This is a genomic window from Streptococcus sp. Marseille-Q5619, from assembly GCF_946901205.1.
GTDB lineage: Bacteria > Bacillota > Bacilli > Lactobacillales > Streptococcaceae > Streptococcus.
The window spans coordinates 1-18,673 of sequence record NZ_CAMPPO010000001.1 but is presented as its reverse complement, the minus strand read 5'-3'; the positions used below and the strand labels follow the sequence as shown (position 1 = coordinate 18,673).

Sequence of the window (18,673 nt, the reverse complement as noted above, 5' to 3'; positions counted from 1 at the left end):
TTTGTCAAATAATTTTATAAATTAAAATATATCGTTCGGATTTTATTATGTAAATAACAAAATAAAGAGGAGAGATTATTGTCTCCCCACTTCTTCTCTATCCTAATAATACTCGCCCTGACGGTAGTCCCATGAGTTAAATGTGTCTGACAGGTGCATCATGATTTTATCAATGTCAAGCCCTTTGCGGATAACCACTGGTGCTGGTGAAGTTGAGCGAGCTCCTCCTTGTTCCGGGATGAGTTTGCCGTCCTTATCGACCATAGAGACCATCACGCCTTGCTCGTAGCGAGTTTCAATCGTTTTGTCAGGCTGGATAGATGCCACATAGTCGTCTGCTTCAATGACAAGATCTACTGCTCCTTCGATACGTTCTCCGATACCTTCTACCTTACCACGGTTTCCTTTTCCAGATGGGTTAGCTGATGAGGCATAAACCATCTTGCCTTCTTCCCAAAGTTTGGCAGCCAATTGTTCACCAGCTTTCCCAAATTTGATAACAAAACAGCTAGTACCACGCACGTCCGTCATCAGCTCTTCACGGCCATCCCCATACGCTTTGAGTTTTTCAAAGGCTTCTGGTTTCCAAGGAAGGATACAACCAAGAAGAATATCTTCATCCCAATGTTTTTGGTAAAAGGCTTCAATTTCTTGGTTGAGCTGTGCTAAAGCACGAAGCTCATCCATACTACCGCAGAGAACAACACCTGGTTTGTTACGGTTACGTTCTTTGGCTTCAAACTTACGTTCAAGACCTGCCTTGTCGCTAGTCATGATGATGTAACCAACTTTTGTAGGACAAACGATACATCCGCCCTCACCTTTTAAAATATCATAGCCTTCTTGTGAAAGTGTTCCGTTCCATTGAATGTGTTTTGTCATAGTTCTATTTCCTTTTCTATTTTTCTTCTAATCCTGCCAATAGGCTGGTCGTTGTTTTTCATAAGCAGCAATCAAATCTTCATACTGCAAGGTAATTCCTATATCATCCAAACCATTTAAGAGTTTGTGTTTCCATTCGCTATCGATTTCAAAAGTGAATTCTCCAATTGGTGAGATGATTTTTTGTTGTTCCAAGTCCACAGTTACCTGGTCACTTGGTTTTAGCTGGGCTAGTTTCTCTCGAATCTCTCTAGGCTGTACAATAGGCAACATGCCATTATTGAGTTCATTATTGTAATGAATATCACCGAAAGACCCTGCAATTACGACTTTAAAACCGTAGTCAGCTAAAGCCCAAGCGGCATGCTCCCTCGAAGATCCTGCCCCAAAGTTATCCCCTGAGATGAGAATACTGGCTTTCCGATATTCAGGTCGGTTAAAGACAAAGTCTGGATCCTCAGTATACTTATCGTCCAGATATCGCCAAGCATACATGAGATACTTCCCAAATCCTTTTTTATCAATTAACTTGAGAAACTGCTTGGGAAGGATTTGATCGGTGTCAATGTTATCATTCATGAGAGGAACAGTCGTTCCCGTATAAACTGTAAATTTCTCCATATCCTCTCCTTACTGGGCTTCGGGCATTTTCCGAACATCTACGAAGCGCCCTGCGATAGCAGCCGCAGCTGCCATGGCTGGACTGCAGAGATGGGTCTTAGCACCAAATCCTTGCCTGTCTTCAAAGTTTCGATTGCTGGTTGAGGCACAGTGAACGCCATCTGGAACCTTGTCAGGATTCATCCCTAGGCACATAGAGCAACCTGGGTCTCTCCACTCAAATCCAGCATCTAGAAAGACCTTGTCCAAGCCCAACTTCTCAGCAGCTCGTTTCACAGGACGAGAGCCTGGAACCACGATAGCTGTTAGATTAGGAGCAATTTTCTTCCCTTTAACAAATCGCGCAGCTAGTTGCAAGTCACTGAGACGAGCATTGGTACAAGAACCGATAAAGATATAGCCTAGTTCAATATCAGCTGGCTTTTGACCAGGCTCCAAGTCCATGTAATTGTAGGCTCGCTCATCATTCATATCCTTAATTTCTGGGAAACTACTGTCAAAGTCAACCCCCATAGCAGGGTTGGTTCCCCAGGTCACCATAGGAGCAAGGTCTGAGACATCCATCTGGATAACCTTATCGTAAACGGCATTATCATCACTGACAATTGTTTTCCAATCCGCCACAGCCTCTTCAAAGTCCTCTGGAACACATTCCCGTCCCTTGAGATAATCATAGGTGGTTTGATCTGGATTCATAATTCCCATCTTAGATCCAAACTCGATAGACATATTGCAGATGGTCATTCGCTCTTCCATGCTCAGTGCATCAATAGCTTGTCCACGATATTCCACCACGTAGCCAACGCCGCAAGCAACGCCGTACTTGGCAATCAAGGCTAAAATGAAATCCTTGGAATAAACTCCTTTTTGAGGAACTCCTGTGAATTCCACCAGCATTTTCTTAGGTTTGACCTGCCAGAGGGTCTGTGTCGCAAAGACATGTTCGACCTCACTAGTTCCAATTCCAAAGGCGATCGCTCCGAAAGCCCCGTGGGTTGCCGTATGGCTGTCTCCACAGACAATGAATTTTCCTGGTTGGGTTCGTCCTGTTTCTGGACCCACCATGTGAACGATTCCCTGTTTTTCAGAACCGTGGGCCGCATGCTCAATTCCAAATTCCTCAACATTCTCAGCTAGCTTATCAATTTGAGCCTTAGAAATCACATCTCGAATATCGTAGATATTGACTGTCGGGACATTGTGGTCAAAGGTTCCAAATGTCAAGTCTGGTCGTCTCAATCTGCGTCCTGCATCTCGTAATCCTTGAAAAGCCTGAGGACTGGTCACCTCGTGGATATAGTGCTGATCCACATACATGAGTTGCGGCTGCCCCTCTTCTCCTGTGATGACATGACGGTCCCATAATTTATCAAAAATCGATTTTCCTGCCATCCATTACCTCCAAATAATATATAAGGCTACTAGTGTGGTCACCATCCCAAGAAACCAAACTGTTTTAAAGTACCATTTTCTAGTCTTGTGGTGAAAAGTAATTCCTGCTAACCAAGCACCAAAACCACCACAAGTAAAGGCTAAAATGAGTAAGATTTTCTCTGGGATGCGCCAAGCTCTTCTCCTTGCCTTAGATTTGTCAATACCATAAATCACGAAAACCATGACATTCCAAATCAAAAGGACTAGAGTAATTTTTTCGTCTAACTTCATAACCTTGCAATGATAGCTTCTGTCATTTCCTTGGTCGAAGCCTGTCCACCTATATCTCTTGTTAAAACACCAGCTGCCAAACTTGCCTCAACAGCACGCTCGATACGTTCCGCATCCTCATAACGTCCAAAACTGTCTCTCAACATCATGGCAACTGATAAAATCATGGAGATAGGATTTGCAATTCCTTGACCTGCAATATCGGGTGCCGAACCATGAATGGGTTCATAGAGACTTGGACCCTTTTCAGAGTGACTGGCTGATGGCATGACTCCAAGTGTGCCAGATAGGACACTTGATTCATCAGATAAGATATCTCCAAAAAGATTCTCCGTCACGATGACATCAAACTTAGCAGGATTGGTAATCATAAGCATGGCAGCTGAGTCGACTAGCTGGTGCTCCAAGGTTACATCTGGAAAATCCTGCGCGACTTCCTCAGCTACTCTGCGCCAGAGTTTTGAGGTCGCTAGAACATTTTGCTTATCGATACTAGTAACGATTTTTCTCCGACTTCTTGCGATTTCAAATGCCTTACGAATAATCCGCTCTACTTCTTCATAGCTATAGTCATTGATATCACGTGCTTTTTGCTCTCCAAGGATATGGTCCCCAAAGTAGATACCACCTGTCAACTCACGCACCACGACAAAGTCTACACCAGCAATTCGTTCTGGTTTGAGTGGTGACAAATGCTTGAGACTATCAAAGATTTTTACCGGGCGAATATTGGCATAGAGATTGAGTTCCTTACGGAGAGCCAGCAGGCCTTGTTCAGGGCGAACCGCTGCTCCATCATACTGAGGACTACCGATAGCCGCTAGGAGAATGGCATCTGCTTCACGACATACCTTGAGGGTTTCATCAGGTAAGGGATGCCCTGCAGCATCAATACCTGCACCTCCAAAAGGTCGTCTGTCTATTTCATAGACAAAGCCTGTTTTTTTAGCTAGGGCTTCCAGAACATCTAAACCAGCCTCCATGATTTCTGGGCCAATTCCGTCCCCTGCTAGAGCTACTATTTTCTTTGTCATAGCCTTCTCCTTTACACACTAGGCATATCGCGATAGGAAACACTACGTCCCATCTCACCAGCATTCTCTTTTTGAACAAAGGTATTAGCATTGGTATAGGCAATAGCAGAAGCCTTCAACACATCGAAATCAAGACCTGCTGCGTTAAAGATGGTTTCTGTATCTCTGTTTTCAACAGTGACCAAGACTCGAGCCTGGGCATCAATTCCATCCGTTACCGCGTCAATAGTATAGGACACCAAGCGGACGGATTGGTTAAAGAACTTGTCGATAGCGTTAAAGATCGCTTCAACGGAACCTTGACCTGTCGCATTAAATTCGACCTTCTCACCATCCATATTGGCTAGGCTAACGAGTGCTTCAATGTCATTATCTGCATGAGTTTGAAGTTGTAAATCATCAAAGTGGAAACCTTCTGGGTTTTCAACCATGGTTCCAGCTACCAGAGCACGAATATCTGCATCTGTGATTTCTTGTTTCTTGTCTGCCAGCGCCTTGAACTTGGCAAAGAGTGGTTTGATATCCTCTTCTGAAAAGTCTAGGGCCAATTCTCTTAGTTTTTCAACAAAGGCATGGCGACCTGACAATTTTCCAAGAGGAAGGCTATTGCTCTTAACACCAACCAATTCAGGGGTGATAATCTCATAAGTAAGAGGATTTTTAAGGACTCCGTCTTGGTGAATACCAGATTCGTGAGAAAAGGCATTACCACCAACCACAGCCTTGTTTTTAGGAACCGGAATACCTGAGAAGCGAGAAACCATTTCTGACGTATTTATTGTTTCATTTAGGACAATACTTGTTTCTGCTTGATAGTAATCTTGGCGAATATTGAGGGCCACTGCAATTTCTTCAAGGGCAGCATTTCCAGCTCGCTCACCAATACCGTTGATGGTTCCTTCAACACGTCCTGCTCCATTCTTGACAGCAGCAAGGCTATTTGCCACTGCCATTCCGAGGTCATCGTGACAGTGAGGCGAATAGATAATCTGACGATCTGTCTTAACATTCTCAATCAAGTATTTGAAGATAGCTCCGTACTCTTCTGGCGTGGTAAATCCAACCGTATCAGGGATATTGATATAAGACGCCCCTGCATCAACCGCTGTTTGAACAACTTGCAAGAGGAAATCCAACTCTGTTCTAGTCGCATCCTCTGGAGAGAATTCGACCACTTCAAACTTAGAACGTGCATAAGAGACATGCTCCTTAATAGCTTCCAAAATCTCTTCCTTGCTCTTATTGAGCTTATACTTGCGGTGAATCGGACTGGTAGCGATAAAAACGTGAACCTGTGGATACTTGGCGTCCTTGAGGGCCTCGTAACAAGCATCAATATCAGACCTGACAGAACGGGCCAAACCAGTCACTGCTGTTTTCTTCAAGACCTTAGCAATCTCCTGAACTGCCGTGAATGAATCAGGACTCGCCGCTGGAAAACCAGCCTCGATGGCTGAAATGCCCCATTTCTCCAGTTGCCTTGCAATGGCAATTTTTTCCTTGATTGAGAAGTTAACACCAGGTGTCTGCTCTCCATCCCGAAGGCTGGTATCTAGAAATTCAACTCTTCTCATAAGATTTCCCCTTTTCCAAATGTGGTTTTAAAAAAACATCTCGCTCAGAAACCCAAGCGAGATGTTGATTTACTCCCGCTTGGTAAGCCAAACAGGACTAATGCTTTTTGCACTAGCCCGAGTACCTCAACAACAAAGCAAATTGATTAAACTTAGCTGTTTTCATGTTTGACTTTCTCCTTCGTTTGATATCTTGTTTAGTATTTTAGCATAGGAAAAAGCACTTGTCAAGAAAAAATCCAATATTTTCTGAAAATTTCTTCAGTAGAGAATATTTTGCTAATTGAAAATTCTTGAAATGTTTCATTTTCTAGTGGTTAAGTTCCAACTTTTTTCTATCAATTCCAGTACTTCTTCATCTGATAAAGTATCATCAAGCGCCACACTAATCCAGTAGAGTTTATTCATATGAAAGGCTGGATAAATGCCCCTTTTTGAAAGCAAATCAGCTACTTGGTCATGTTTGAGATTGACTGCTTCCACCTGTCCTTCTCTGCCCTTTTCCAGCTTATCCCAAGAGATTTTCATCAAGACGGCATACCACTTTTTATTGCCTTCGTGTCTTAACACTGCTGTATCAGGCGATTTCTCCCACAAATATTCCAACTGATTACCATATTGTTCCTGAACTTGAGTCAGGATTCGCTTAGTCTGAGGACAGATAAAATCTTGTACCTCAAAACAAGCCTTCCGAATCTGGTAAAGAATCTCCAGACAAGCCTCACGGACATTTCCGACAAAACTTCCCCTCATGCTTTCCATATGGACTTGTGGATAGAGGTCACCGGTTTCCTGGTCAAAGACTTGAAAGCTCACATTATCAGCAGTAATGGACACAGTCATGACAAAGTCACCCTGCAAAATCTGGCAACTATAAGTCCAGACTTCCCCATTTTCTACAAAACCATAGGCACGAGCCTTTTCTTGATTAAACTGATAGGATTTAAAAATTTCAAACATAAGTGAAAACTGCTACCCAAAGCTAGCAGTTCCTTTCTATTTTTTAAAAGACAACCTTGGTTCCGTGCAATTGTGTCACGCCCAACAGGTCAATAAAGGTTTGACGGTTGTCCAAGTCAATCCCCCCACCTGGTAGAATTTCAATTTTACCTTTAGCATGCTCCAAAATTCTGTGATAGTGAGCAAAGCGTTTCTCTAGCGAATCTCCAGACACACCCGCACGAGTTAGGATACGGGTGACACCAGCTTGGCTGAGCCAGTCAATAGCCTCCAACTGGTCTTCATCACTCAATTCATCAAAGGCCATGTGAAAGACAATTTCCATCCCTTTTGATGCCGCAATTAACTTCTCCAGATTAGCTTTACTCAACTTTTTGTCAGCAGTTAAAGCACCAAATACAACTCCTTGACTTCCAGCCTGAGCAGTCATCCGAATATCTTCTAGCATAATTGCAATTTCCATATCATTATAGACAAAGTCGCCACCACGTGGACGAATCATGGTCATGATGGTCGTATCGTAGTTAGCTGCCAATTCAACTGCTGCCTTGGTCACTCCATAGCTGGGTGTTGTTCCTCCCACTGCTAGATTATCACAGAGTTCGATTCGACGAGCTCCAGCCTGCATCGCTTTTTCAAGCAAGGTCACATTTTCAGCACAAAATTCGTAAATCATTTGCTTCTCCTTGAGTATTACTTTGAATTTATTATATCATATTGTTGTAAATATGCTTTCAATTTTATCAAGGGAAATAGTTACAAATTTTACTTATTCTTTGTCTGGAATAACCTTAAAGAGATAATAGGTGATAAAGATGGTCAAGGCTCCCAGACTGATTTTGACAGGTAAGAGAGGGGCAAAATAAATAGAAATTCCCATCAAGATGTAGATAGAGACGATGATTTTTTTCTTGCGTTCACGCGCAATAGACTTAGTCTCGCGAAAATCAGCCACATATGCTTGATAGAGCTTGGTATGATAAAGCCAATCTTCGAAGCGCTTGGAACTTCTGGAGAAACAAGCAATAGACAACAAAAGGAAAGGCGTTGTCGGCAACAAGGGTAAGACGACCCCAACAATAGCCAAGGCTAGTGATAAAAAACCAATTATCAGATAGATAAGACGCATAACTACTCCTAATTAAAATAATCTTCTTCTAGTTTCGCATAAAATGATGAATTTTGTCAAGTTCCAACCAAAAGAGCCTGAAATTCACTTTCAGGACTCTCTTCTTATTTAATCTTTTCTTCTTCGTAGTCACCCTTGCTACAAACAATCTGCTTGCCACCACCACGGACTTTTTTCTCCATGAGGAAGTTGCCACATTTTGGACAGTCACGACCAACAGGCTTATCCCAAGAGGTAAATTCACATTCTGGATAGCGATTGCAACCATAGAAAAGGCGATTGCGTTTGGTTTTTCGCTCAATGATTTGTCCCTGATGACAACTTGGACACTCAACACCAATCTCTTTCACAATTGCTTGGGTATGACGGCAATCTGGGAAATTGCTACAAGCGTAGAACTTACCAAAACGACCAAGTTTAATAACCATTGGACTACCACACACTTCACAATCAAATCCAGCTGGTTCATCCTTGATTTGGATTTTCTCCATTTCTTCTTCAGCCTTGGCGACTTCTTTAGAGAATGGTTTGTAAAAGGCATCAATGACACGTTGCCACTGCTCTTTTCCGACTTCGACATCATCCAGTTTTCCTTCCATTTCAGCTGTGAAGGTCACGTTTACGATATCTGGGAAATATTCAACGATGAGCTTGTTGACAATTTCTCCCAGCTCTGTCGGTTCAAAACGTTTGGCTACAAGGCGAACATAATAACGTTTCTGAATAGTTTCAATGGTTGGTGCGTAGGTTGACGGACGTCCAACCCCATTTTCTTCCAAGGTCTTGATAAGGGTCGCTTCAGAATAACGAGCAGGCGGTTGAGTGAAATGTTGCTCTGGTTTGCTATTGACCTGCTTAACCACATCTCCAACAGCCATATCTGGTAACATCTTATTCTTGTCAGAATCATTATAAATGGCAAGATAACCATCAAACTTAACCTGACTACCATTGGCAGCAAATTGAACTCCATTTTGAGACAATTTAACAGCCATTGTATCAAAGACAGCAGCTGTCATCTGACTCGCTACAAAACGATTCCAGATAAGGGTATAAAGCTTAAGCTGATCCTTATCCAGATACTTAGCGATGCTTTCAGGTGTATTAAAGACACTAGACGGACGAATCGCCTCGTGGGCATCCTGAGCTCCTGAAGCATTTTTGACCTTGCTACCATGCTTAGAATACTTGCTACCAAAACGGTCCGTAATGAAACTTGCTGCTTCATTTTGCGCTACAGGACTGATACGAGTCGAATCGGTACGCATATAGGTAATCAAACCTTGAACACCAGAACCGATATTGATCCCTTCATAGAGCTGTTGGGCAACCATCATGGTCTTTCGAGTACGGAAGTTAATTTTATTGGCAGCATCCATCTGCATAGATGAAGTAGTATAGGGTAATGGAGCATTGCGCTTACGCTCTTTCTTATCCACCTGATCTACTGAAAAGTCTTTACTAGTCAGACGAGACAAGACTTCCTTGACCTCATCATTGCTAGTCAGTTTCAGCTTTTTACCATCCACTCCATAGAAGGAAGCCTGAAATTGCTTGGTTCCCTTTTTAAAGACAGCATCAATTGTCCAGTATTCTTCTGGCTGAAAGGCATTGATTTCATTCTCACGGTCAATGATTAACTTAAGCGCAATAGACTGAACACGACCTGCTGACAAGCCCTTCTTGACCTTCTTCCACAAAATAGGCGAAATCGAATACCCTACCAAGCGATCCAAAACACGACGAGCCTGTTGGGCATCGACCAAGTCCATATCAATCTTGCGCGGTTCTTTAAAAGCATTTTTGACCGCATCCTTCGTGATTTCATTGAAGACCACACGGTTGGCATCATTTTCATCTAAGTTGAGAATATGGGCCAAATGCCAAGAAATCGCTTCTCCTTCACGGTCCGGGTCACTCGCCAGAAAAACTTTATTAGCTTTTTTAGCTTCTTTTTTCAAGTCATTGATGAGAGGACCTTTTCCTCGGATATTGATATATTGCGGTTCATAATTATTTTCAATATCGACTGACATACTGGATTTCTTCAAATCACGGATATGCCCGACACTGGCTAAAACCTTGTAGTTTCTGCCTAGGTATTTTTCAATCGTCTTGGCCTTAGCAGGTGACTCCACGATTACTAGATTTTTTTTAACTGTTGATTTTTTCTTTTTTGTTGCCGTAGCCACAGTATCACACCTTTTCAAAGTAATAAACTTTATAAAGTGTAAACCATTTTTTGAACCCTGTCAAGACTTAGCTACTATAATAGAAGAAAAGTTTTATGCTTAAGACCTCAGTCTTCCTTTGATATACATAGAAGACTCACGAGAAAAACCAGCTATTCTCAAGAAATTATTGCTCCTCAGACTCTGTATCAAATTTATTGGCTTTTTCCTTTTCTTTTGCTTCCTTATCCTTGATATACTGGAAGAAATATTCCACCAGTTCTTCCTTGCTAAGCTGTTCTGAATCAGACAATTGGGAAACTTGAACAGAAACATCACTTAAACCATAGTCCCCCCTCTTACTGGAAATCATATCAAGCTCTTCTTCTGTCAAATAATTTCCTGAAATGGTTAGCTTTAGAGTATGAGTCTTTTTAGAGTAGGTTTTTTTCAAAATATTATGCCCCTGAAATTGCTCTGATATAAATTTATTAAGGGACTCTGTTTTCAACGTTTCTCTGACTAAAGTCGTTGCAGAGATGAAACTCGGAATCATCAGCAAAACAGCAACTAAAAGCAAAATCCTGCGCATTTTAGAGTCTTCTTCATTATCTCTAAAATAGTGCTTCTTAACCATCATCAACCTGACACCTATATAAGTCGCAATGACAATAAAGCTACAATTGATGAGGAATAGGTAAGAGGAGCCTATGATAAATTTTAGATTAGCAGAAGCAATAGCATAACCTACCGTACAAAGAGGAGGCATCAAGGCGGTTGCAATAGCGACACCAGGGACAATATTATTGGTCTCTTTTTTCCTAGCACCAATAATACCTGCTATCCCTCCTACAAAAGCAATGAGAACATCCCAAATAGTCGGAGAGGTTCTAGCAACAATCTCCGAACTAGCATACGAAATGGGAGAGAGATAAAAATAAAGTGTTGAAGCTATTAAACTAGCAAGAATTTGAATAGATAAGATTTTAAAAGATTTTCTTAACAATTTAAAATCAAATATAGCTAGAGAGAGTCCTACTCCCAGAATGGGGCTCATCAAAGGAGAAATTAACATGGCTCCAATAATCACGGGAGTCGAATCCATATTTAATCCGATAGAGGCGATAAGCATGGCACATAGCAAAATCGCTAAATCACTTCTGGAGAGTTCTAATTCTTCGTATATTTTATTTCTAAATTCTACCAACGAATACAGTTTATTATTTGTCACAAATATCTTCCTTTCCTAGCTAACTAGTCGCTAATACTCTTCGAAAATCTCTTCAAACCACGTCAGCTTCACCTTGCCGTATAGATGTTACTGACTTCGTCAGTTCTATCTGCAACCTCAAAACAGTGTTTTGAGCTGACTTCGTCAGTCTTATCTACAACCTCAAAGCAGTGCTTTGAGCAACCTGCGGCTAGCTTCCTAGTTTGCTCTTTGATTTTCATTGAGTATAAAATCCTAACAAACTCAATGCTTTAGTAGCCTAATATGCCAATCTCATGAGGTCTTTTTATCATTTTCCATCACATCCTGACGCAAATGTCTACTGATGTCTCTCATCAGTTTCATTTCTAGTAAATGAAAATCAAACTCGGAAGCTCACCGTAACTTGCTCAAAACACAGCAAGGCAAAGCTGAACTGACGTAAAAAGATTTTCGAAGAGTATCATCATAAATTTCAGACCATTTTTTATAATAACCATTTTATTTTTATCTGTCAAGGTCTTTGAATTCTTTCTTAAACAGGCCTTGTAATCTCTACTTTTGAAGAATTTATTTTTCCTTACTGACAAGATTTTAGATGATAAGCCCCTCTGACAGTAAGCTGACCAAGATTAGTCGCAAGCAACCCTCCTTTCTCAATTACACTAAATTGCTTTCCTTCCTATGGGAAAAGTCCTCCACTCTACTTATTCACTTAGAAAAAACGCATAATATCAAGTGCTGAAAAAACTGATACTATGCATTTTATTGTGGGGATATTTACTTCATTTTATCTTGAAATTGATTTTTTCTCAGAATTCTAGCTTAGGTCATTTTTAAAATTCAAATTCCGCAAGAACATCCTGCCCGCTGGTGACCAATTTTGCACCTTCTTGAATCAAATGATGGCAACCGTCTGATAGTCCATCTAAAATGCTACCAGGAATAGCAAAAACATCGCGCCCTTCTTCCATTGCTCTCTCACAGGTAATGAGACTACCTGAACGCATCTTAGCCTCTGCTACAATCACACCACGACAAAGTCCAGCAATGATACGATTACGGGCAGGAAAATGAAATTTCAGAGGTTGTTCACCAGGTCCGTATTCACTTAGAACCAGATGGTCATTGCCGATGTAGTCTTGCAAGCGTTTATTGGCTTTAGGATAAAACACATCCAGTCCTGTTCCAATCACTGCAATGGTTTTTCCGCCATTCTGAAGAGCTGCCATATGAGCTGCTGTGTCAATGCCCTTGGCTAAGCCACTGACGATAACCAGTTCATTTTCCAAGCCCTGAATGACTTTTTCAACTGACTTAGCTCCCTGTTTGCTACAAGCACGACTTCCTACGACCGCTACCTTAGGAAATTTCAAGAGGTCAAGATTTCCCTTGTAAAATAAAAGCACAGGAGCATCGTATATTTCACTCAAATCCCAAGGATAACAGTCGTCTAAAATAGAGAAAGATGGAAATTTTTGAAACTCCTTCTCCAAATGCGCATCGTCTATCTGAAAATAACGTTCCATAAAAATAGCTGGATTTCGGCAACCTGAAATTTCTGCAATATCACCCAACAAAAGTTCCTGATCGACATTTTCACCGTATTCTAGGACATTCAAAATCTGTTGATTGGTCAAACCTGATTTTTTTAACTTATAGATTTCATAGTTTGTGATTTTCATAAATAGCTCCATTTCTTTTTCTACTCATCTATCTATTCGTAAAAAAATCAAAAAAACATCCGACTATTTGTAATCCCCCAATAATGAAGTATATTGAAAAATCTCCAGACTAGTGAACTCACTGATAGTTCCTAATCTGGAGATTTTATTATTTCCTCATCATAGCTACAAAGCTACTCACTCAGTTCCTGAAAGTAGTATTTTCTTCAAAACTAGACTTCTTCTTTGAGTTGACTGAGAACAGTCTTGATTTCAGAAATTAGTTCTGCTTCTTTTTGAGAATCTTTTTGATGGCTATCTACAAAGAGTCGTGCTTCATCAGCTAATTTCTTAGCCTTACCTAGACCTTTTTTATCCTTGTTGCTAGCCTCTAGCTCCACTACAAGCTGATTCAATTCTCTTGAAAGCTTATCTAGTTGAGAGGATTTTTTACGAGCTACTGCAAAGAGGAGAGCTCCTAGAAGAGAAAGAACTGCAGCTCCTAAGACACCATATAGAGGGACTTCTGTCTCATTTTTAGCTCCCTTGGCACTTTCTGCTTCTTTATTTAAGTTTGACGCAGACTGACTCTTATCAGCTGATGTGCCAGTTTGTAGAGAATTGAGAACCTGTCTAACTTTAGCAAGGAGGTCTGCCAATTCTTGAGCTGTTAAGTTTTCATTATCAAGAGCTGCTTGCGCCTCTCCCAAAATACGCTGTGCTTCTTCAAGTACTTCAGGAGATAGACCTGCTAAGTCTTGCAAGCGACGTTCCAGATCCTCTACCAGAGTACGAAGTTCTGACTTGTCCACAGCCGATGGAATTGTACCTGTTTGGGAATTCCCTGCAAATCCAACGCTTCTACGAGCGCGGCGCGGAGGAGTTCTTCGATTTCTTGTAGCAGCTGGCGGATTCACAGGACTTGTCCCAGACTGATCTGTATCCGAAGGAGAAGCCAGTGTTTGACTACCATCCTTATCTTGACTAGACAGTCTTCGAACGTTAGCTTTAGCAATAGCCTCGGCTAGAATCTGATCCATGCTAGATAAAGCTTCTTGCTTCGCTCGATCGATTTCATCTTGTGTTTTGGCTTGATCAATTCTCTTAAGCGCGTCTTGAAGAACCTGTCTTACTTGGTTTTTAGCTTCCTCTTTTTCAAATAGAGAGAGATTCGCATTTTCGTCAATAAGAGCAAGGGTAAGATTAGCTTTTTGATCAAGTTTTTCGTAGGCTGCTGTATGCGTTGCTGGGGTTGGATTATCAACACTATCAATCGCAGTCAGACCATTCTGCTTAGCTTGTTCAACACCTGTTTGATTGGTTGCCGCATCAACTTTAGATTTCGCATCACGTAAGGCTGCTTCAACTTTGTTGATTGCCGCATCCCTCTCCTCTTTCGTAAGATGTTGGATACCATTAATCGTAGCCTTCTTCTCGTTAGCTTTTTGATCAAGTTTTTCGTAGGCTGCTGTATGCGTTGCTGGGGTTGGATTATCAACACTATCAATCGCAGTCAGACCATTCTGCTTAGCTTGTTCAACACCTGTTTGATTGGTTGCCGCATCAACTTTAGATTTCGCATCACGTAAGGCTGCTTCAACTTTGTTGATTGCCGCATCCCTCTCCTCTTTCGTAAGATGTTGGATACCATTAATCGTAGCCTTCTTCTCGTTAGCTTTTTGATCAAGTTTTTCGTAGGCTGCTGTATGCGTTGCTGGGGTTGGATTATCAACACTATCAATCGCAGTCAGACCATTCTGCTTAGCTTGTTCAACACCTGTTTGATTGGTTGCCGCATCAACTTTAGATTTCGCATCACGTAAGGCTGCTTCAACTTTGTTGATTGCCGCATCCCTCTCCTCTTTCGTAAGATGTTGGATACCATTAATCGTAGCCTTCTTCTCGTTAGCTTTTTGATCAAGTTTTTCGTAGGCTGCTGTATGCGTTGCTGGGGTTGGATTATCAACACTATCAATCGCAGTCAGACCATTCTGCTTAGCTTGTTCAACACCTGTTTGATTGGTTGCCGCATCAACTTTAGATTTCGCATCACGTAAGGCTGCTTCAACTTTGTTGATTGCCGCATCCCTCTCCTCTTTCGTAAGATGTTGGATACCATTAATCGTAGCCTTCTTCTCGTTAGCTTTTTGATCAAGTTTTTCGTAGGCTGCTGTATGCGTTGCTGGGGTTGGATTATCAACACTATCAATCGCAGTCAGACCATTCTGCTTAGCTTGTTCAACACCTGTTTGATTGGTTGCCGCATCAACTTTAGATTTCGCATCACGTAAGGCTGCTTCAACTTTGTTGATTGCCGCATCCCTCTCCTCTTTCGTAAGATGTTGGATACCATTAATCGTAGCCTTCTTCTCGTTAGCTTTTGTCTGTAGTTCTTGCTTAGCCCCATCCCTATCAATTGGTGCTGTAGCTCTAACGCTATTTGTCGAGAATCCAGACTTCATTCCTTCACTGAATGTTTCATCTGTTCCTTTCCTCACGTAGGCAACCACTACTCTGACATCTCCTTCGCCAAGTTTTGAATCTCGGTATTCAGGTGGAACAAAATTAAAAGTTCCAGAAACGGAGACACGTGTCTTTGCTATAGTATGGTAGCCCTGAGCCTCATTGTTATAGCTATAAGGATTAGTTGAACCACCACGTACTAAATAAGCCATCAACTCAGCGCCATCTGGTGTGTTACCAGGTTCCGCTCTTACACCAATAGTTCCCGAAATTATCGGCTGAGTCTCGGCTTTACCTTCTAACTCCTTATTAGTTGTCGTAATCCTCGCATCAGGTAAAGGTCTAGCAATAGTTAGTGTAGTCTGATTTGTATTTCCTGAAGAATCTGTCGCAACAACCGTTACTCTGGTGTAACCATGTTTATCAGCAGGCATCCTTCCTCGCAAATCTACATATCCCAATCCGTTTGTAAGAGTTAATCCTGTCTGTGATAGTCCTGTGCCTTCCAGACCATTAACTGTAATACTCCTAACGGTCTTACCACTGAAAGATTTGACGGTTACTCGGAGGTTATTTCCATAGGCTTCACCTGTACTTAGCGTTCGTAGAGTTTCTTCACTATATTGTGGAACACTAGTTGTACCCTTACCGAATCCTATTTTCAAGGAATTATCAGCAGATCTCGCTTTCCTAGATTTAGGACTATCGCTGCTACCTTTTTCCACACCATTCTTTAATTGGGTTGTCTTTTTATACTCCTCAAGTGCAGCATTAAAGACCTCCTGATTGACAAGCCCATTTTCTGATTGCCCCAATGCTTCGTTGAGTTTATCGTAAGCTTCCTTGAGTTTTTGGACTTGTTCTGGATTTTCAGTGCTGGTCTTCAGTTCTTGGAGGAGATGATGGATTTTGTCCGATAGAGGATAGCTTCCCTGACCATTTGTGTAGTCTGTAACTTCCTCCGCCCTTTCCTTGGTTTCTTGATTTTCTGTTGACACTGGTGCTGTAGGAGGAGTTAGTTGCCCCCTACGACCTCGCCCTCGTCTAGGAGTCGGGCTTGGTTCACTCTGAGTCACACCACTTCCTTCTCCAAGCTGAGCTGGGGATGTGAGTCCACCTGCCAAAGCCTTGTTGACTTCCTCAGTCAAGGTTTTCATGGCTTGAACTTGGGCATTGACCTCCTCTTGACTAGAGTTTGGATTGTCAAGAACAGCCTTCGCTTGTGCTAGACCTGCTTCTACACGAGCATGAAGTTCTTTCATGGAGTCCAGTGTCAGATTGGCAAGTAGAGCTTGCAGACTGGTCTGTGCCGACTCGGCAAGTGACTTATCTACAGTAGGACGGCTTGCTTCTTCTGCTTGTTTTTCTCCCTTGCCTTCTTCGCTATCTTTTACTAGAGACTTGTTTTTATCTGAAGCCTCTTGGTTTTCTCGATTGCCTTGGATAGGTTGCTCTGGCTGACTAGGGTCTGTATCAGGAGTTTCTTCACTTAGCTCTTCAGATACCCCCCCCCGAGGAATCGCTTACAAGGGCGCTGGTTCTAGTCGTTCCGCTTTCTGTCGCTGGAGAAATGTCAGGTGTTTGTGCCTGTACTGTCCCGTTGGCAAAAAACATCAGCGCAGCAACGGCAACGCTGGCAGCACCAAAGTGGTACTTCCTTATTGAGTAACGAAAAACCTTTTCCCCTTTGCGCTCTTCTTTACTTTTTAGTTTCATTCATTCTTCCTTCCTTTTTCTATTTGATTTCTTCTGTATAGTCTAGTGCGATCCAGCCCCTACCCGACTTCAACAAGCCCCAAGTATAGCCATCTGCTTCTTCTACCTGCATGATGGTAAAAGTCCCAAGAGGACAAAAACCTTGGTCAGGATAAGCCAGACCTGGGCCTGTTCGGATGTAGAGATCATCCTCCACCACACGCACTAGATACTCTCCATTCCCATCTCGAGGCTGTTCCTCTTTTGAGACTTGGAAACTATCGCCAGCATGAATCTCAGCCGCCATCTGGATGAGTCGATTTAGATCAATCCCCCCAGGGCAATCTGTAGCAGTAAATTCCTGGTGAGGATGGATGGTCTCACGATTGATTGGCAAATTATAACGATCACAAATATCTGCAATCAAACGTGCTGAGTTCCAGTAGGTTTCCTCTGCAATAGTCCAGTCAGGTTCCCCACGGTTATTTAAGTGTTCAATACCAATCGAACGCTGATTGACTTCATAGTTGCCAGCATGATAGGCAACGCTCTCTTCACCAACACACCCCCATATCTTATCAGGAGTCACCTGATAGTGAGCAGATGTGCCATGACCTGTAGAGACATACCAAGTACTTCTAGCCCCCTCATCACTCAGCCCACCATTATGGTGGATGACAATAGTATCAATATCAAGGCGATTTTGATCGCTATTCATGATTTCCTCATCCACATCTGTGATAAGTCCTGAAAACAAATCGCCATTCACTCTTTTTGTCGCAAACATTCTTCTCTCCTAATCATTTTCTACCTTATCCTCTACCTGAGGATAAAGAGTCGTTCCCCAAATAGAAATCGTCCGCTTACGCACTAGTGGCAAATCAGTTTTTTCATAAACCGTACGCCACCATTCCCAGGCAAGTCCGGTACACTCTCTAATTTTGATAGAGAGATTGCGAACATTCCCTTTTAAAGGAATACTAGTGGTGAAGTGAGCCGTCAAATCCTGCCCATTTCTGTCCCAAGCCTTAGCAGTCAAGATTTCCTTACCTTGATTATCATAGGATAATTCATCCCAAGTAATGTAATATTGGGCAACATAGGCACCACTATGATCCAGCAGTAAATCACCGTTTCTGTAAGCTGTCACCTTAGTCTCAACATAGTCTGTACTGTTTTGAAAGGTCGCAACTACATTGTCCCGTAAAAAAGAAGTTGTATAGGAAATCGGCAAACCTGGATGATCGGCTGTAAAGCGACTGCCTTCTTGAATCAAGTCCTCTACCATATCCACCTTGCCTGTTACAACTCGGGCACCCGAACTTGGATCGCCCCCTAAAATAACTGCCTTCACTTCTGTATTGTCCAAAATCTGCTTCCACTCTGTCTGAGGAGCTACCTTGACTCCTTTTATCAAAGCTTCAAAAGCAGCCTCTACTTCATCACTCTTACTCGTGGTTTCCAACTTGAGATAGACCTGGCGCCCATAAGCAACACTCGAAATATAGACCAAAGGACGCTCTGCAGAAATTCCTCTCTGCCTCAAATCCTCTACCGTTACAGTATCTTGAAATACATCTCCTGGATTTTTAACAGCATCTACGC

16 protein-coding genes and 1 pseudogene are annotated in these 18,673 nt (G+C 42.2%); all 17 read right to left on the bottom strand.

Translation table 11 applies throughout. The features are described 5' to 3' along the window. Window positions 1-102: 102 nt before the first annotated feature. Window positions 103-882 carry a Sua5/YciO/YrdC/YwlC family protein gene (locus OC530_RS00085; RefSeq protein ID WP_262078434.1) on the bottom strand — a complete coding sequence of 260 codons (780 nt, stop codon included), beginning with the start codon at window positions 880-882 and terminating at the stop codon, window positions 103-105. A gap of 27 nt (window positions 883-909) precedes the next feature. After that, a complete protein-coding gene (gene leuD, locus OC530_RS00080) occupies window positions 910-1,503 on the bottom strand; it encodes a 3-isopropylmalate dehydratase small subunit (protein ID WP_262078433.1) in 594 nt (197 codons plus the stop codon). Window positions 1,504-1,512: 9 nt separating this feature from the next. After that, a complete protein-coding gene (gene leuC, locus OC530_RS00075) occupies window positions 1,513-2,895 on the bottom strand; it encodes a 3-isopropylmalate dehydratase large subunit (RefSeq protein ID WP_262078431.1) in 1,383 nt (460 codons plus the stop codon). Window positions 2,896-2,898: 3 nt separating this feature from the next. After that, window positions 2,899-3,168, bottom strand: coding sequence for a DUF1294 domain-containing protein (locus OC530_RS00070; protein WP_262078430.1), 270 nt, complete (start codon window positions 3,166-3,168; stop codon window positions 2,899-2,901). Further along, window positions 3,165-4,202 (bottom strand): 3-isopropylmalate dehydrogenase, encoded by a 1,038-nt coding sequence (gene leuB, locus OC530_RS00065; protein ID WP_262078429.1) that lies wholly within the window; start codon window positions 4,200-4,202, stop codon window positions 3,165-3,167. Before leuB ends, OC530_RS00070 begins: the two co-directional genes overlap by 4 nt. An 11-nt stretch (window positions 4,203-4,213) precedes the next feature. Beyond that, window positions 4,214-5,776: a 2-isopropylmalate synthase gene (locus OC530_RS00060; protein WP_102211156.1), complete on the bottom strand. Its 1,563-nt coding sequence runs from the start codon at window positions 5,774-5,776 to the stop codon at window positions 4,214-4,216. Window positions 5,777-6,079: 303 nt separating this feature from the next. Beyond that, on the bottom strand, window positions 6,080-6,736 hold the full coding sequence (locus OC530_RS00055; RefSeq protein WP_262078426.1) for an MmcQ/YjbR family DNA-binding protein: 657 nt from the start codon (window positions 6,734-6,736) through the stop codon (window positions 6,080-6,082). 43 nt (window positions 6,737-6,779) lie between these two features. After that, window positions 6,780-7,412, bottom strand: a complete 633-nt coding sequence (locus tag OC530_RS00050) for a copper homeostasis protein CutC (RefSeq protein WP_262078425.1) — start codon at window positions 7,410-7,412, stop codon at window positions 6,780-6,782. 93 nt (window positions 7,413-7,505) lie between these two features. Continuing rightward, complete coding sequence (locus OC530_RS00045; RefSeq protein ID WP_054392652.1) at window positions 7,506-7,865, bottom strand: YbaN family protein; 360 nt, start codon at window positions 7,863-7,865, stop codon at window positions 7,506-7,508. A gap of 104 nt (window positions 7,866-7,969) precedes the next feature. After that, complete coding sequence (gene topA / locus OC530_RS00040) at window positions 7,970-10,057, bottom strand: type I DNA topoisomerase (protein WP_112443772.1); 2,088 nt, start codon at window positions 10,055-10,057, stop codon at window positions 7,970-7,972. Between the two features lie 166 nt (window positions 10,058-10,223). After that, window positions 10,224-11,267, bottom strand: a complete 1,044-nt coding sequence (locus OC530_RS00035; RefSeq protein ID WP_262078424.1) for a TIGR00341 family protein — start codon at window positions 11,265-11,267, stop codon at window positions 10,224-10,226. 68 nt (window positions 11,268-11,335) lie between these two features. Beyond that, complete coding sequence (locus OC530_RS00030) at window positions 11,336-11,488, bottom strand: hypothetical protein (RefSeq protein ID WP_031222468.1); 153 nt, start codon at window positions 11,486-11,488, stop codon at window positions 11,336-11,338. Between the two features lie 594 nt (window positions 11,489-12,082). Then, window positions 12,083-12,931 carry a DNA-processing protein DprA gene (dprA, locus tag OC530_RS00025; protein ID WP_262078423.1) on the bottom strand — a complete coding sequence of 283 codons (849 nt, stop codon included), beginning with the start codon at window positions 12,929-12,931 and terminating at the stop codon, window positions 12,083-12,085. Window positions 12,932-13,143: 212 nt separating this feature from the next. Continuing rightward, window positions 13,144-16,635: a DUF1542 domain-containing protein gene (locus OC530_RS00020; protein WP_262078422.1), complete on the bottom strand. Its 3,492-nt coding sequence runs from the start codon at window positions 16,633-16,635 to the stop codon at window positions 13,144-13,146. Window positions 16,636-16,870: 235 nt separating this feature from the next. Then, window positions 16,871-17,089, bottom strand: a complete 219-nt coding sequence (locus OC530_RS00015) for a YSIRK-type signal peptide-containing protein (protein ID WP_014017271.1) — start codon at window positions 17,087-17,089, stop codon at window positions 16,871-16,873. Between the two features lie 19 nt (window positions 17,090-17,108). After that, complete coding sequence (locus tag OC530_RS00010) at window positions 17,109-17,855, bottom strand: peptidoglycan recognition family protein (protein WP_262078421.1); 747 nt, start codon at window positions 17,853-17,855, stop codon at window positions 17,109-17,111. A 9-nt stretch (window positions 17,856-17,864) separates the two neighbouring features. After that, a pseudogene (gene ply / locus OC530_RS00005) lies at window positions 17,865-18,673 on the bottom strand (cholesterol-dependent cytolysin pneumolysin); the annotation flags it as partial.